This window comes from Mesorhizobium newzealandense, from assembly GCF_042682145.1.
GTDB classification, from domain to species: Bacteria; Pseudomonadota; Alphaproteobacteria; order Rhizobiales; family Rhizobiaceae; genus Mesorhizobium; species Mesorhizobium newzealandense.
Window position 1 is genome coordinate 347140 of the sequence record NZ_JBHUGZ010000001.1, and the last position, 14832, is coordinate 361971.

12 protein-coding genes are annotated in these 14832 nt (G+C 60.0%); 5 read left to right on the plus strand and 7 right to left on the minus strand.

Going from position 1 to position 14832, the window contains the following annotated elements; all coding sequences use genetic code 11:
- Positions 1 to 28 precede the first annotated feature (28 nt).
- Positions 29 to 1462 (minus strand): DUF4214 domain-containing protein, encoded by a 1434-nt coding sequence (locus ACFSOZ_RS01575; RefSeq protein ID WP_379092743.1) that lies wholly within the window; start codon positions 1460 to 1462, stop codon positions 29 to 31.
- Between the two features lie 256 nt (positions 1463 to 1718).
- Complete coding sequence (locus tag ACFSOZ_RS01580) at positions 1719 to 2780, minus strand: acyltransferase family protein (protein WP_379092746.1); 1062 nt, start codon at positions 2778 to 2780, stop codon at positions 1719 to 1721.
- A 286-nt stretch (positions 2781 to 3066) separates the two neighbouring features.
- Here ACFSOZ_RS01580 and ACFSOZ_RS01585 point away from each other — a divergent pair, with 286 nt between their 5' ends.
- Positions 3067 to 4524, plus strand: coding sequence for an oligosaccharide flippase family protein (locus ACFSOZ_RS01585; RefSeq protein ID WP_379092749.1), 1458 nt, complete (start codon positions 3067 to 3069; stop codon positions 4522 to 4524).
- Between the two features lie 258 nt (positions 4525 to 4782).
- Here ACFSOZ_RS01585 and ACFSOZ_RS01590 read toward each other — a convergent pair whose 3' ends face one another.
- From ACFSOZ_RS01590 to ACFSOZ_RS01600, 3 genes are all read right to left on the minus strand, one after another.
- Complete coding sequence (locus ACFSOZ_RS01590) at positions 4783 to 5751, minus strand: glycosyltransferase family 2 protein (RefSeq protein ID WP_379092752.1); 969 nt, start codon at positions 5749 to 5751, stop codon at positions 4783 to 4785.
- 183 nt (positions 5752 to 5934) lie between these two features.
- Positions 5935 to 7095, minus strand: a complete 1161-nt coding sequence (locus ACFSOZ_RS01595) for a glycosyltransferase (protein ID WP_379092755.1) — start codon at positions 7093 to 7095, stop codon at positions 5935 to 5937.
- A gap of 39 nt (positions 7096 to 7134) precedes the next feature.
- On the minus strand, positions 7135 to 8412 hold the full coding sequence (locus tag ACFSOZ_RS01600) for a glycosyltransferase family 4 protein (protein WP_379092758.1): 1278 nt from the start codon (positions 8410 to 8412) through the stop codon (positions 7135 to 7137).
- Between the two features lie 136 nt (positions 8413 to 8548).
- Between ACFSOZ_RS01600 and ACFSOZ_RS01605 the strand changes: the two genes are divergently transcribed.
- Entirely contained in the window at positions 8549 to 9739 is a 1191-nt protein-coding gene (locus ACFSOZ_RS01605; RefSeq protein WP_379092761.1) for a glycosyltransferase family 4 protein, read from the plus strand.
- Here the strand turns inward: ACFSOZ_RS01605 and ACFSOZ_RS01610 are convergent.
- Positions 9732 to 10964: a glycosyltransferase gene (locus ACFSOZ_RS01610; RefSeq protein WP_379092764.1), complete on the minus strand. Its 1233-nt coding sequence runs from the start codon at positions 10962 to 10964 to the stop codon at positions 9732 to 9734. The genes ACFSOZ_RS01605 and ACFSOZ_RS01610 overlap by 8 nt on opposite strands.
- Positions 10965 to 11209: 245 nt before the next feature.
- On the opposite strand from ACFSOZ_RS01610, the gene ACFSOZ_RS01615 reads away from it, so the two are divergent.
- The 3 genes from ACFSOZ_RS01615 (at position 11210) to ACFSOZ_RS01625 (ending at position 13932) form a co-directional block, all read left to right on the plus strand.
- Positions 11210 to 12082, plus strand: coding sequence for a glycosyltransferase family 2 protein (locus tag ACFSOZ_RS01615; RefSeq protein WP_379093817.1), 873 nt, complete (start codon positions 11210 to 11212; stop codon positions 12080 to 12082).
- Between the two features lie 14 nt (positions 12083 to 12096).
- On the plus strand, positions 12097 to 13407 hold the full coding sequence (locus ACFSOZ_RS01620; RefSeq protein WP_379092767.1) for a polysaccharide biosynthesis/export family protein: 1311 nt from the start codon (positions 12097 to 12099) through the stop codon (positions 13405 to 13407).
- 294 nt (positions 13408 to 13701) lie between these two features.
- Positions 13702 to 13932 (plus strand): hypothetical protein, encoded by a 231-nt coding sequence (locus ACFSOZ_RS01625; RefSeq protein WP_379092770.1) that lies wholly within the window; start codon positions 13702 to 13704, stop codon positions 13930 to 13932.
- Positions 13933 to 13944: 12 nt separating this feature from the next.
- Here ACFSOZ_RS01625 and ACFSOZ_RS01630 read toward each other — a convergent pair whose 3' ends face one another.
- Positions 13945 to 14739 (minus strand): sugar transferase, encoded by a 795-nt coding sequence (locus tag ACFSOZ_RS01630; RefSeq protein WP_379092773.1) that lies wholly within the window; start codon positions 14737 to 14739, stop codon positions 13945 to 13947.
- Between the last annotated feature and the right edge of the window lie 93 nt (positions 14740 to 14832).

Sequence of the window (14832 nt, forward strand, 5' to 3'; positions counted from 1 at the left end):
ACCCTCTCCTGCCAGCCTGCCTTCTTGCTCACCCTGGGGCCGGCACCGAAGAGGCTTCGCGGATGGCGGCGTGCTTGGAGTTGAACTCCGATGAGTAGATGACGCCGAAGGCCACCGACTCCCGTGTCATGGATCCTGCGCGCAACTGGCGGGCATAGGTTTCCAGGCCGTAACCGTCCGCGGGACGGTCCAGAAGCAGCAGGTAGAGGAAATTGATATAGGCGCGGTCCGTCAGGCCCATCGTTGCATATCTGGATTCGAAATCGTCCGTGCGCATCATTTCTACGATCATGTCGGCGAGTTTGCTGTCTCCGCTTTCAAGGGCTGCCGACCACTGATCTACGCTGACCTTGTCGCCCTCGTGGCCAAGGATAAGGCAGTAGGCGAAGCTTGCCTGCCGCACCTGCATCGGTTCGTTTGCCGCTATGGTGTTGGTGTCGCAGTCCCTGTGCGGCTTGGGCAGCGGCTGCGGGCCGCGGGTGAAGTCACGCACTGTCTTGTAGGCAGGCTTCGGCTCTCCGGTCCTCCATTTGCCATCGGAGGTTGGGGTGAGCCTCACCAACCCCATATTGGCTTCGAAGCTGGGTGCCCAGTAGGTCTCATCGAACAGTTCGTAGATTTGCGCGGCCTCGACCTTGTACTTCTCGTTGAGTTCGCGAAGCCGCGTCATTGTCTGCTTGATGCCATCGGCCTGCTGCCGCTCGCTGCGCTGACTTCCTTCGGGATTGTTGAATTCGGTGACCCAGATCGGCTTGCCATATGCCGAGATTTGGCGGAAAGCCCATTCCGGGTCTTCGCCGTACATGTGCCAGACCGAGATGTCCCAGGCGATCCCGTCGTGCTTCATCCGCACGAACGCGCCGGTGTGGCCCCATCCGGCGGTGCCAATCGCCTTCCTGATGCCCGGATCGACCTCTGTCATGCCGTCGGACAGGCCCTTCAAGACGGCGCTCACCTTTACCCAGCGCGGGCCGTAGTAATCGAGCGGTCCTGTTCCCCCTGCAGGTCCCCATGCACATGGATATTGCGAACCATCGTCGCGTTTCTCGCAGGGCTTGATGATGGCGTAGTTCTCCATCTCGTTGCCGAGTTCCCAAACGCGGATGTCGTTCTTGAACCTGGTGCCAAGGGCGATCGCCAGTTTCCGGGTCTTCCCGTAGAGCTCTTCCGGGCTATCCTTGTCCAGATCGATGGCCGCCGGCGTGATAACGGGCAGGATCTCGATCCCTCTCGTCTTTCCGGCGTCGACAAGATGGCCAAGGATATCTGCGTTGTCCTCACCCGTGACGTTGACCCTGTACGATTTCAGGCCGAGATCCTTGATGAAATCGAGCTGCCTTTCAACCGGGATGCCTGGATAGGCAGTCATCGGATGGCCGTTGACGCCCCAGAGGACATCGGCGGATGCAGGCGCGGCGGTCGCCAGCAGGCAGGCCACTGCGGTTGCGACACGAAAGGACATGGCAAGGGCCTCGCTATCGGACTTCAAATTCAGGCTGGATAGTCGGGACTGCGGCCGCTGGAAGCAATCTGCCCATACGGGTGAACGGTGTCCTCGCGTTACCCCTTTCGGAGGTCGCTACTATCCATTGGGACGCAAGCCATTTTGGTCCCAGCTACCCTGGCAGGCCGAAAGCACGCACCATCGTTGAGACAGGGGCCCGGACCGAGTCTTTCGGGACACTCAGTTCTGTCGCTCGTGACGCCGGCGCCCTGGATCAGCTCGATACGCTTCCACCCTCCAGCAGCCGTCCTGGCTGGCGCCTCGTGATCTTCCGGACGAAGTCGAGAACTGGCCTTTCCACAAATACGTGTGTCAGCACACCGACAATAAGGCATAAGAATATAACTGCAGGAGCGAAGATGGCTTGCGACATTCCTCCGACAAATGTCGACTTGATTACCAAGCCATATGCCATCATGACGAAGACGTGTGTTAAGTAGAGGGCATAAGACGCATCGCCGAGCAGGACCGCTGAGCGCCCGGCTTTCGATTGCGGTCGCTTAATCTCGAGAAATGCAGCCACTATCAAAATTGCCGGAAGACCCCACACAATGACTCGCGTAGCGTCCGGCACGGAATGGGGTACGAAAATGGGGGACAAGATTATTATAAGAAACCCGAGCACGCCGAGAGCTGACGGGACTTTCCATCTCCTGCCAGCAGAAAACAACAGTGCCAAAACGATACCGAAACAAAACTCCAGCACGAGAGGACTAGAGACGAAATCAGCGAAAGTCGAATTCTGAATTTCTCCTCCGAATACGATTCCGCTGATCATAAGCAACATCACAGATAGCGACGATGAAAGCATTTTACCAAAACTGAGGCATATTGAAAATACAATGTAGAAATAAAGCTCATACGAAAGCGTCCAGGCGACAAACACCAATTTGTCTCCAGGTAGTATAAAAACAGAATTCAATATAGTATATAAATCCACATGCATATTCTTCAAGAAGCCGACTGCACAGATCGCAGCGATGGCTGCGCTGCAAATCCAATACAATGGGAATATGCGCGTTGCCCGTTTTATGATGAAACGTTTGGGCGAGTCCGGAGGTTGACCTGGCGGAAAGCTCACGTATACCATTATAAATCCGCTAATTACAAAGAACAGATCTACTCCTGCGCCACCGGATGCTGCCATCCAGCTAAGACTGAACCGGCCAGCTTCCGATCCATCCGACATCTCGAGGGTGTGGCGAACTATGACACCAAAAGCGGCGATCGCGCGAAGTATTTGAAGTCCATATAGATCGCGATTTTGCAGGTCCATCTCGTTCCCCATTGAGAATAGGTGGCCCATCCTAAGTGCCCCCTGCAGCGATACAATGCATACCTCCGGTGGATGGGGTTAAGGCTCTTTGCGCCCCAATTTTCCAGTCCGATCAATCCTGCACTGGTCGGGAAGCAGTCCGACCACTCGGGTTGTCGCCTCCCTGCTACCGCTTTAGTCGGTGGTCATTCCCCTCGCCTATTGGACGTCATGACCTTCAACCCAGTTTGTCGGACTATCCGTCGGGACGCAGGCGGCCGGGCCGCCTCGGTCGGGAAGGACAAGCATGCTTTCGGTAAAACGCGCACTCCTGATGAGCGTGGGTGAACGCTACGTCCTCCTCGTGACCAATTTTGCCACTGCAGCCTTGGTCTCCCGGATATTGACGCCCAAGGAGATCGGGGTGTCGGTGATCGGCATGGCCATCATGGCGATAGCCCTGTCCCTAAGGGAGTTCTCCAGTTCGAGCTTCCTCATCCAGCGCAAGGAACTCAGCCGTGAAGATATCCGCGGCGCCTCTACGGTGACGTTCATCCTCACCGGGGTCGTCGCCGCCGCTCTCGTCGTCGCTTCCCCTTTCCTGGCCTCGTTCTATAGCGAGCCGAACCTCGCTCCCTACTTCAGGGTTATCTCGGTCTGCCTCTTCCTCGACGCCTCGTTCACCCTGATAATCGCTCTGCTGCGGAGGGAAATGTCCTTCGGCAAAGTGGCGGCCATCGACATAACCGGAGCGGTGATAAATTCTGCAGCAACGATCGTGCTGGCATTGGCGGGCTTCAGCTACATGAGTTTCGCCTGGGCGTGGCTGATGGGCAGCGGGCTTGCCGCAGGCCTCGCCCTCGCCCTATGCCCTAATTTCTGGATGTTCAGGCCGTCCCTGGCCAACTGGCGCGGAATGATCTCATTCGGTGGATACAACGGCGTTATGACCATACTTTTCCGCATCTTTGACGCTCTGCCCCTACTCTTGCTGGGCAGCTTCGTGTCACCGAATGCGGCAGCCGTGTTCAGCAGAACGCTCTGGATCGGCCAGATACCCGACAAACTGTTCATCGGAGGTGCCATGGCGGTCGTGCTGCCTGCCTTCTCGGCCGAGGTCAGGCAAGGCAGGGATTTGAAGCGTCCTTATCTAGCCGCCCTTTCCCTCGTTACCGCGCTCCACTGGCCCGCCCTCCTCGTGCTGGCAGTTTTGGCACACCCAATCGTTGACATCGTGCTCGGTCACCAGTGGACCGAGGCTGCGCCGCTCGTGCAAATCGTTGCAGTCGCCCTCCTGTTCTCCTTCAGTTTCGAACTCAATTACCCCGTAATGGTTGCGATGGGAGCTATCCGCGACCTGTTCATCCGCGCACTGATCGTCTTCCCGCTTTCCGGCATTATCCTATCAACAGCCGTAATCCTCGGCGGAATGCAGGCGGCCGCCTGGTGCATGCTGGTGACTGTTCCTTTCCAGGCATTCGTTGCCCTCGGCTTCGTTCGGCGCAGGCTGGGATTGACACACAGGGACATCGCCGCAGCGCTATGGAAAAGCGCTGTCGTGGCCATAGCGAGCGTGGTCCCTCCTCTCGCCGTCATCGGGGTTTACGGTTCCGGCTTTACCCTTTCATTCGGGCAGACATTTGGGGCGGGATTGTTGGCGTTGGGTGGATGGGCAATGGCATTGGTCCTTACCCGGCATCCGCTGTTCGGCGAGATAATCAGAACAATCCCGGAATTCCGGCGGGCTCGCGCTTCGGCAGGTTAATCTGTGGACCCGCATCCGAGGTCCAGCAGATCGCGGCGACTCAAGTCACAAAGAAGTTGGCCAGTGAAATCTTGCTCCGCTCGGCTTTCCTCCGCTGTCGGTTTGCCCAGTCTGTCAATCCCAGATAGCCGGAAGGAATTTCCAAGCCGAGATCCCGGCAGTCATGGGATATGCGACGGAGGACATGCGACGGAGTACATACCGGACGCGGCAAGGCCGCGGGTGCGGCTTGCGTCGATCCCGGATTGACCGGAGCGTTCATCGGGATTCGCCCGACACGACCGCGGCCATCCGCCTCAGCGCGCCGTGTGTGCGAAACAGGTGGTCGACAGGCGGAAACACAACCAAGGTCGGGTCCAGCCCGAGGCTGTACCTCAACAGGCCCAAGCCTGCGGACCCCTTGCCCCTGTAGAAATGCGATGCCGCGGACCAAAACGCGGTCTCCGCAATCCGCCGCCTGGCAGTGCGGTGAAGGCGTTTAGAGCCGGCGATGTTCCAGCCTTCCTGGCAGAAGAAGCTGTTGAATGCCGCTTCCCGCTCCTGGAGGTCCCTCCGGCGATCATCCCATAGGGCGCTCAGCTGGTTCGTGGCGTGCATGCGCTGGACAACAAGTGCTCCGCGAAGCCTTGCGACCGATCCGATGCAGGCGAGCCGCATCACCATTTCCAGGTCGTCCATATGTGTCAGGCTGGCGCGGTAGTGGCCTGCCAACTTCTGGACGGATGTCCGGATGAGAATCGCATGAGCCCCGGAGTTTTGTCCGGCGGCCCTGCAGCATTGCTCGATGTAGTCGTGTCCTCTCAAAAGACTCCAGCCCTCAGGCTGCGGCTCCAATTCAGGCGGTATGTCGCCCACGAAAGGTTCCGAGCTGGCCCCCAGGACGATCGCCGCTTCCGGGCAGTGTTCCAGAACCTCGATGCCGCGCCGAAGGGAGCCGGGCGCAAGAATGTCGTCAGCGCACAGGATCATGAAACAGTCGGCTCGCGCCCGGTCGATGCCCTCGTTGAACGACGCGTGAGGCCCAAGGTTGGTCTCATGACATATGACTTCAATCCTGCTGTCCTTTTCGGCCAGCCGCCGTGCAACCTCGACGCTTTTGTCGGTAGAGGCGTTGTCGATGATCAGCACCCTGAGGCCATCAACATCCTGGCCGAGAGCGCTGTCTACGCATTGCGGCAGGTAATGCGCGTAATTGTAGCAGGGGATAATGAGATCGATGCTGGTCACTGCTATCTCCTGGTGCTGGCAGCCATTGGAGCTGACCGCCGTCGGGTCCTATCGGTCCAGTTCATTGCAGCAAAGCCATCAGCACCAGTGCGGCCGAGCATAGGGCAACGGGCCGGCCGCGCGCATTCGGCAGTTGGAATGAGCGGCTGCAACTTTCGGGTTAGTTCTGCTCGCAATTGGGCTTCACGCTCGCAACTTGGTCGGAGATGCAGTTCTAGCCGCGTCCGCAATCAGCAGTTCCTTCCATTGCTGCAGGAACCGATCCTTGGTTGCAACTGACGCCGTTTTGCGCAGCGAACGGCTTGCTTCCGCTTTCTCCGCAGGGTTTCGGGAAAGCGCTTTTCGCATCGCGTCTGTGATCGCCGCGGGATGGTTCGGCCGCACCTGCAAGCATTGGCCTCCCACCGCCTCCACGAGCGCACTGTCCGCGGACACTATCGGCAGCAATCCCATGTAAGCGGCCTCCAGTGCCGGCATCCCGAAACCCTCGAGAAGGCTTGGCAGAACGAATGCCTCGGCGTTTGCATAGAGCCAGCGCAACTGTGCATCGGGCACGTAGCCTATGAGCCTTACTCCGGCAATGGTTCCCGCTAGCTCCGCGATCTCCGCATGACCATCGCCACGCGACCCACACAACACGTATTCTATACCCTCACGATGGAATCCACCGTCCCGATAGGCCTTCAGGGCGGCGATCTGGTTCTTGCGGGTTTCGAACGCGCCCACGGTAAGAAAATACCGGCCGCTCAAGCCGGAGATTGCTTCCGCGGGGCCATCAAACAGTTCGGTGCGCAGATACAGCGGGATTGTTGTCAGGAACCGGAAACCGGAGCCAAAAAGAGACTTGAATTGCTTCGCAGAGAAATTGCTGACGAAGACGACCCCCGGCTTGATGCGCCGGATCTTCTCGTAAGCGAGGTGGTAGTTGGCGCAAGTCCGTTCGTCGTAGAGGTCGCTGTGCGTCAGCGGACCGACATCGTGGCACAGGACGATATCATTCTCGGTCAGGCGTGACCTCAGGACGTAGAGCGGATCCAGAAACAGCCGGAAGCCACGTTCTTCGACACCGTCACGGATCAGGAGAAACTCGCTATCGCGGAGCCAGTTGATTTCCAGCATCATCAGCCGGGCGACTATCTTGCGGGCAAGGCCCTCGGGAGCGAAGGAACCCAGCCGCCAGTAGCGGACCTTGGCCTGGCCCGGGGCAAATTCCCGGGTGAGGTCTTTGGCAATGTGGTAGGCGCCAGTCCTGTTTAGTATCGACAGGGAGTTGTCGAGAAGAAGCATGTTGGCTGCCCGGCTGCTCGCGGCGTGTAGGTCGTGCGGGTCGGTCCGTTCGTTCATCGTGCTCTCCTGGAGGTCAATCCGCAGACTGGCTGCCGGTCAACTGTCGAACTCCCCGAAATCGGCGTCGACCTGAATCATGAGTTCGAGGTATTTCCACGCTATCCAGCGCCAGGAATAACTGCTCGCCCTCGCGTGCCCCTTGGTAACCAACCGCTGCCGCAAGTCCGGGGCGAGCATCAGCAGGCGGATGGCTTCGGCCCACGACTGGACGTCGTCGGGATCGGCATAGAGGGCGGAATCCCCGCAGATTTCGGGAAGACACGGTGAGGTCGAGGCCACGACCGGGCAGCCCGAAGCCATCGCCTCGACAGCGGGCAGCCCGAAGCCCTCGATCCGTGACGGGAACAGGAAGCACAGGGCACCTTCGAGCGCCTTCTTGAAGTCGTCATCCCCTATTCGGCCAGGGAGGACGATGTTTCCGGGCATTTCCGGGACGTACCTCAGGACCGTGGTCTCGTCGACATCGCCTGGCATCCAGAGGTCGAGACCCATCGCGTCGAGGAGTGGGGCCAGCTTGGCGAGAAGCCCCATGTTCTTGTATTCTTGGTCCCGCCTCCCAAGGCAAAGGACATACGGCCTGCCCCGGTCGACGACCAGAGACGATCTCGCTGCATCCCATCGCTTCGCATGGTCGCTGCCGTTGTAGGTGACGACGATGTTTTCCTCTGGCGCGATCCCGAACTCGACAAGGTGGCTGCACGAAAGTTGCGAGACCGTGGTGATGCGGGCGGCCCGCCTGCCAAGTGCCGGCAGGATCAGACGGTGCGCCCACCGGAACCCGCGCGCGTAGCTCGACGGCATGAGCCTGGTGTGCATGTCGTGGATGCACGCGATCTGGCGCCTCAGCACGACCGGAGCGAGATTGCAGAAGCTCAGCAATCCTCCGGGCACATGCCAGGGCAACTGCGCCTGCACCCAGAATTGGGGAAGTCGCGGCCTGTTGAATTCGGGAACGACTCGGACGGAGATGGCATTGAGGCCGAAAGGTTCGGAAAGCGGGCGCGGCACAACGAGATCGATCTCCAGGTCGCGACCGAGGGGATGCCCTTCCGAAATGAGGGCGTCGAGAGCCAAGGTGACCTCGCGGGCGTAACGGGCTACTCCGGTCGGCCGAAGCGTCGTGAAGTCTCCGTTTATCGTCCAGCGCCGTCTCGGCGCTTCCCGGTCCACGCACACCCGAGCGGAATGCCCAATCAGGAATTCGGCGCCGTCGGCAGCAGATCTGGCCAGGAGTGTGTCGGCTCGGTGTCCATTCACGTGTCTGGCCGGTCTTGGTGGTGGCGACTCTGTCGTGTCGAACTCGAGTTTGCCCATGTCCACCTTCCCCGGTCCTTTCGGCACCCTTGCCCAGACTAGCATTCCCGGGAGCACTAAGGTCCTCAGACGTTTGAGGTAGGCACGCTGTCCGGCCTCGCCTATCCGGATGATTCCCGCTTAGCCGGATGACCCGATGGCCATGGTGACCTGGCGTCTTCGCGGCTCCACACTGAAGGCTTCAAAGGGGGACGGCATGGCGCGGCGTTGGACGATCAATGGGCGTTTTCTTTCCCAGCCGACAACAGGCGTCCAGCGTTATGCACGCGAGGTCGTGCGTTCTCTCGACGCCTTGATCGCCGAAAAGGAGCCCCTCGCCCGCGGCCTCGAGCTCAGACTGCACTGTCCGTCCGGGTCCGGGGACATCCCCCTGGCTTTCATCGAACGTCGCGAGATCGGCCGCACGAGCGGGCACGTCTGGGAGCAGGCACAGCTCCCCTCATCCCTCGATGGCAGCGGACTGCTCAGCCTCTGCAACACCGGGCCGCTGCTCTCCCGCAAGCATATCGTCTGCATCCATGATGCAAACGTCTGGAATGCCCCGCAGAGCTATTCCCTTGCCTTCAGACTTCTTTACAGGAATCTGTTGCCCGGCCTCGGCAGGATGGCGTGCGGTATTTCGACCGTTTCCAATTACTCCCTGGATGAACTGGTTCGCCACGGCGTCGTCGCGGCAGAACGGGCTTTCGTCGCTCCGAACGGCCACGAGCATGCTTTGCGGTGGAAGCCTGAACACTCGGCACAGACACGGCTGGCGGCCTCGCGGGAAACCGTTGTCATGATCGGCAGTGCCGCACCCCACAAGAATGTGGATCTCCTCCTGAACATGGCTGATCCTCTCGGCGAAGCGGGACTCAGAATCGCGATCGTCGGCATGTCGGATTCGCGCGTCTTTCGGTCAGGATCGGCCAGGACCGAAGCTCGAAACATCCACTGGCTCGGCCGCATTTCCGATGGCGAATTGGCGGCCCTCCTCAGGGACTCGCTATGCCTGGCGTTCCCCTCGCTCACGGAGGGTTTCGGTCTTCCAGCCCTCGAGGCGATGGCCGTCGGCTGCCCTGTGGTGGTTTCCGACCGCGCCAGCCTGCCTGAAGTCTGCGGCAGCGCAGCCTTGTTTGCGCCTCCCGACGACCAGGACGCATGGTTCGACAGTTTCGTGCAGCTTCGCGATTCCCAGGCCTTGCGACTGCAGATGATAGGCAAGGGAAGGGCGAGAGCCTCGGCATACAGCTGGAGGGCGACGGCCTTGCGTTATCTCGAGGCGATGGCGGCCGCAGACGGCGTCGATACGGAAACGAAGGTCATCAGGGCGCGCGAATTCACATGATCTCGTGAAGTGCCTGGACGGCCCCGAGTGATTCCAGGATCGCGCGGTCGAAGTTCTCTTCGGAAAAGCGTCCTGCATTTTTGGCGCAAGCGCGGGGTGCGATGGCGTAGCTGTTCTCTTCGAACCGTTCGACTGCCTCCTTGAGGTGACTGACCGTCTGAGCCTTGAACAGCACCCCTGTCGGCTCGGGGGATGATCCCAGGCGCTGTACGATGTCGACGGCTCCGCCGCGGCCGAAGGCGACCAGCGGCGTCCCGCAGGCCTGCGCCTCGGCTAGCGCTATGCCGAAATCCTCGCAGCCTGCAAAGACCATCGCCTTCGCTCGCGCCAGGGTGTCCACATAGTCTTTCCGGGGCAGGTAACCCGAGAAGGTGACATTGGGACCAGCAAGCGCCCGCAAGCTGGCTGATTGCTGCCCTTCGCCAACGATGACCAGTCGCCGCGACGGCATCTCGTTGAAGGCCTGGATGACAAGGTCCGTGCGCTTGTAGGGGGCGAGGAAGGATGCCGAAACGTAGTAGTCGTCCTTATCCTCCACACAGGGCAGTTCTCCCAGTGAGACCGGTGGGAAAACGACGCGCGCCTCGCGTCCGTAAATATGCTGGATCCGGGAGCGGACATAATTCGAATTCGCCAGCATCAGGTCCGGACCGTGCGCGGTTCTCGTGTCCCAGGTCCTCAGGCGATGGAGCATGTAGCGGTAGAGCATTCCCTTGGGGCCGAAGCCAAGCCGCCCTTGCTGAAGATAGGAGAACTGCTCGTCCCAAGCGTAGCGGACGGGGCTGTGCACATAACAGAGATGCGGCTGGTCCGGCCTGGTGATCACGCCGCGCGAAAATGCGGCCGAAGACGAGATCACCGCGTCGTAGCCTGTCACGTCGAACTGTTCGATCAGGAAGGGACAAAAGAAGAAGAGGGACCGATAGAATTTCTGGACCATCGGGATCCGGTTGGCCGCGGATGTATGGAATTCCACGTCGCGGAAATATTGCTCCTTCACCTCGAGCGGCAGGAAATCGAAAAGCGTGAAGACTTCAGCATTGGGGAACTGCTTGCAGATTTGCGCCAGAACCCGTTCCCCTCCCCGGAAATTCGGACACCAGTCATGAACGACCGCTATCTTTGCATATCTGTCGACGCCGGGCCCCGGCGCGGCCGGCAACTCCTCGATGGGCACATCGACCTTGGCCGCGACCGCCAGATCGGAAGAGCGTTCGTGGAGCATGGTTCCCCCTAGCCTCGTCAGGCCAGCAGTCTCCATTCCATCTTATTGCTCCGGCAAGTTGTACGATCGGTTACAGGCTGTTCCGGACGCATGCCTGTCTAATACTTATGGCTGTGGGTCGTTTACAGGGATACTCCGAAAGCCTGGGTCCAGAGGTAGGCCAAGCTCCTCCCGTCTCCTTTTATGCAGGCTGTTTCGGTCCCCTCGTCGGTCTAGGTTCGGCGAGAACCGAAACTGGATCGAGCATGAGACTCGCAGTGATCATCCCGACCCTTGGCCGCCGCGGACAGGTCGCGCGCCTACTTCGGTATTTGGGTGACCAGACGAGACTTCCTGACGAGGTCATAGTGTCGGCGCCCGACGCCACGCATGTCGAACTGCCGGAAAATTGTCCTTTCCCTTTGTCGCTCGTTTTCGGACCGATGGGATCGTCTGCCCAGCGGAACACGGCTCTCGTACCATCCCTGGCGCGCTTCGACATCATCACATTCTTCGACGACGATTTCGTTCCGTCCACCGCATACCTGGAGCAGGTCGAGAAAGCTTTCGTGGAAAATGACGGATGGGCCGTGGTGATGGGCAAGGTCGTCAGGGACGGGGCCACGAATGCCGGCCTCACCTGGGAAGATGCCGAAGCCGCCCTGCGGGCAACCGAGGGCAAAAAACATGATGGACCGTCGGTGGTCGACCATGTCGGTGCATACGGATGCAACATGTCCTTCCGTTCCTCGCTTGTGGGCGATTTGCGCTTCGACGAGCGCCTCGTACTGTACGGCTGGCAGGAAGACATCGACTTCACCAGCCAAATGAGATCCAAAGGTCGCGTGGTCTGCGTGACTTCAATCAAGGGCGTCCATCTCGGCATCAAGACAGGGCGGGTCAGCGGAAAGCGGTTCGGCTACTCCCAGGTTGCGAATGCGATCTACCTCATCAAGAAGGGCTCCGTTCCGGCCTCTTTCGTGCTTCCCCTGATGTTCAGGAATATTGCGGCCAACCTCGCAAAGAGCCTGCGGCCCGAGCCGTATATCGATCGCAGGGGCAGGCTCAGGGGCAACATGCTGGCGATCCTGCACATCGCCAGGGGACGGATCGAACCCGAATACATCCTGAAAATCTGACGGCGGGAAAGACAATGCGGAAATGGCTTGTGACGATGGCGGCGGCTTCATTGGCGGCGGCGGCTGCCTGCCCCTTGCCGACGGTGGCTGCCGAGTATCTCCTCGGACCTCAGGACAAGGTCAGGCTCAAGGTTTACGAATGGCGCGCATCACGCGACGTGATCTTCGAATGGACGGCTCTCAACGACAGTTTCGTTGTCGCTGCCGACGGCACGCTCTTCCTTCCATTTGTCGGCCAGATACGGGCGCAGGGCACCGCCCCCGGCGACCTCGCCCGCGCGATCGGCGACCGCCTGATGCAGCACATGGGCCTCGGCCGCCAGCCCGATGTCGCCGTCGAGATTGTCCAGTACAGGCCGTTCTACATAGTCGGCTACGTCACGCAGCCCGGCGAGTTTCCCTTCAGGCCCGGACTGACGGTTTTGCAGGCGCTGGGAATCGCCGGCGGCCTGCGAACACGCGAGGAAGACATGTCGAGGCTCGAGCGTGAAGTCATCGCGGGCCAGGGCGACGTGGGTTTGTTGGCGCTGAGCAGCGTCGGTCTGCTCGCGCGCAAAGCGCGGCTGGAATCGGAACTGGCTGGCAGCGACGACATCGCTTTCCCCGCGGAACTGAAAGACAGGGCTTCCAACGAGACGGTCGCGGTGGCGATGGAGCAGGAGCGCAAGATCTTCGCCGTCCGCAAGGACGCTATGGCGACGCAACTCCGTGCCCTGCGCGAACTCAAGGATTTCCTCGAAAAGGAACTGACCTCGCTCGGCCAGCAGATGGCCTTCCATGACCAACAGATTGAACTTATCCAGAAGGAACTCGCGGGTGTTTCGGCCCTTGTCCAGAAGGGGTTGGCGGTTGCACCGCGGGAACTCTCTCTACAGGGAACGGTCGCACAGATGCAGAGCGACAGGTTGGTTGCCGAGACCTCGCTCTTGCGAGTCAGGCAGGAGATAAGCAAGACCGACATCGAGATCCTCAACCTCGGCAACAGCCAAGCCAGCGAAGTTGCCGCTGCCTTGCGCGAGACGCAGCTGCAGCTCAATGAAGTGACCAGCAAGGCCAACACCGCGGTGCAGTTGCTGCACGATACCGAGGTCACGGCCCCTGCTCTGCTCGCCCTTAGAGAGCGCGCCGAAAGGGCCAAGCCGATCTTCAAGATCGTGAGGACGACGGACAGCGGCTCGCAAGAACTCACGGCTGAGGAAACGACGCCGATCGAGCCAGGCGATACCGTGAAGATCGAGATCCCGCCGCCGCCGTCCGGCTTGGCCGCCCTACCTGCAGGCGACAGCGTGCAGGCGGAGACGCTCACGATTCAGGGCACCAACTGATCAAGCTTGTATGATTCAGCGAGGGCGGCAGTTCGCTGCGCCCATTGGCATGGGGCTTCGGAAGCTGAAACCGCGGCTGGAAGCCGCTTGGAAGCACGAAGAACACGCCTGGAAGCACGAAGAACACAAGGGCGTAAGAAAACTGGGGGCGACGCTTAACCGGATCATCTACGCAATACCCTGGCACTTGCCATGCACTTTGAGGCCGCATATCAGTGGGCACACGCTGACGAAACCTTCCCTGCCGCAGTGAGGCAATCAGTCCTGCGGGTATCACTGGAGATGTCGGTGCTCATGAGTGCAATCGCTGTATCGGCGGCAGGCGTTCTGATGGGACTGCGGTTCAAGGCTCCCGCCCTGATCGCGGCGACTGCGCTGCTGGTGATCGGAAGCTTTGCCTGGAATGGCCTTGGGTTGCCCGGCCATGTGACCGTCACCAAATTCCTGATCCTGGCATTCGTATTGGCTTGTGCCTACATCATCGGCCTGTCCCTATCCGTCAACTGGAAGCGGAAGGAAGGGTGACCCGTCCGGACTTCAGGAAGCCCTGTCGAAGCGCATCACTGCGAAAACGGTCCTGAACAGGATCCCGATGTCGAGCCAGACCGACCAGTTCCGCACATACTGGCTGTCCAGCGCCACGCGGTCGGCGTAATCCATGCTGCTTCTTCCGCTCACCTGCCAGAGACCGGTGAGTCCCGGCCTTGTCCGAAGGTATTCCCCCAGGTGGTCGCCGTAGCGTTTGAGTTCGTCCTTCACGATGGGCCTTGGGCCCACGCAGCTCATGTCGCCGCGGATGATGTTGAAGAGCTGGGGGAGTTCGTCGAGGCTCGACTTGCGGAGCATCCACCCAAGGAACGTGACGCGGGGGTCGTTCCTGATCTTGTGGGTCTCCTCCCACTCCATTCTGACATGGGGGTTGGCTTCGAGATATGCTTTCAGAACTTCTTCCGAATTGGCAACCATCGAGCGGAACTTGTAGCAATCGAACGGCTTTCCGCCGAAGCCGATACGGCTGTGCGAGAACACTGCCGGGCCTCCTGCCGTCATCCTGATCAGCAGGGCAACGACGATCATCACTGGCGCAGCCATGACAAGCGCCGTGGCCGCTATGATCAGGTCCATGATCCGCTTCAGGAGACCTCCGATAGGAGGGTTCGTCGTTCCCGCCCTGATGGCGGGCGACAGGTCTGTCAACACTGCCCCGGCACTGTTGTGGTCGGGTGCAGGAATAACGTGCAGGACTGTCGTTCGGCTGTCAGCCGCCACGGATAGAGGTGGCTGAACCCAGATCGGGGTTCCCTGATGCGACTCGAAGGCGTTTGTTGTCATGGGACGGTTGCTGTTCGAATTGTTCTCGACACTCTTCCAAGGTCAGGGCTTGTCGGCAAGAAAGGCAAAGGAGGTAGCGTGACGCTCCGGGGC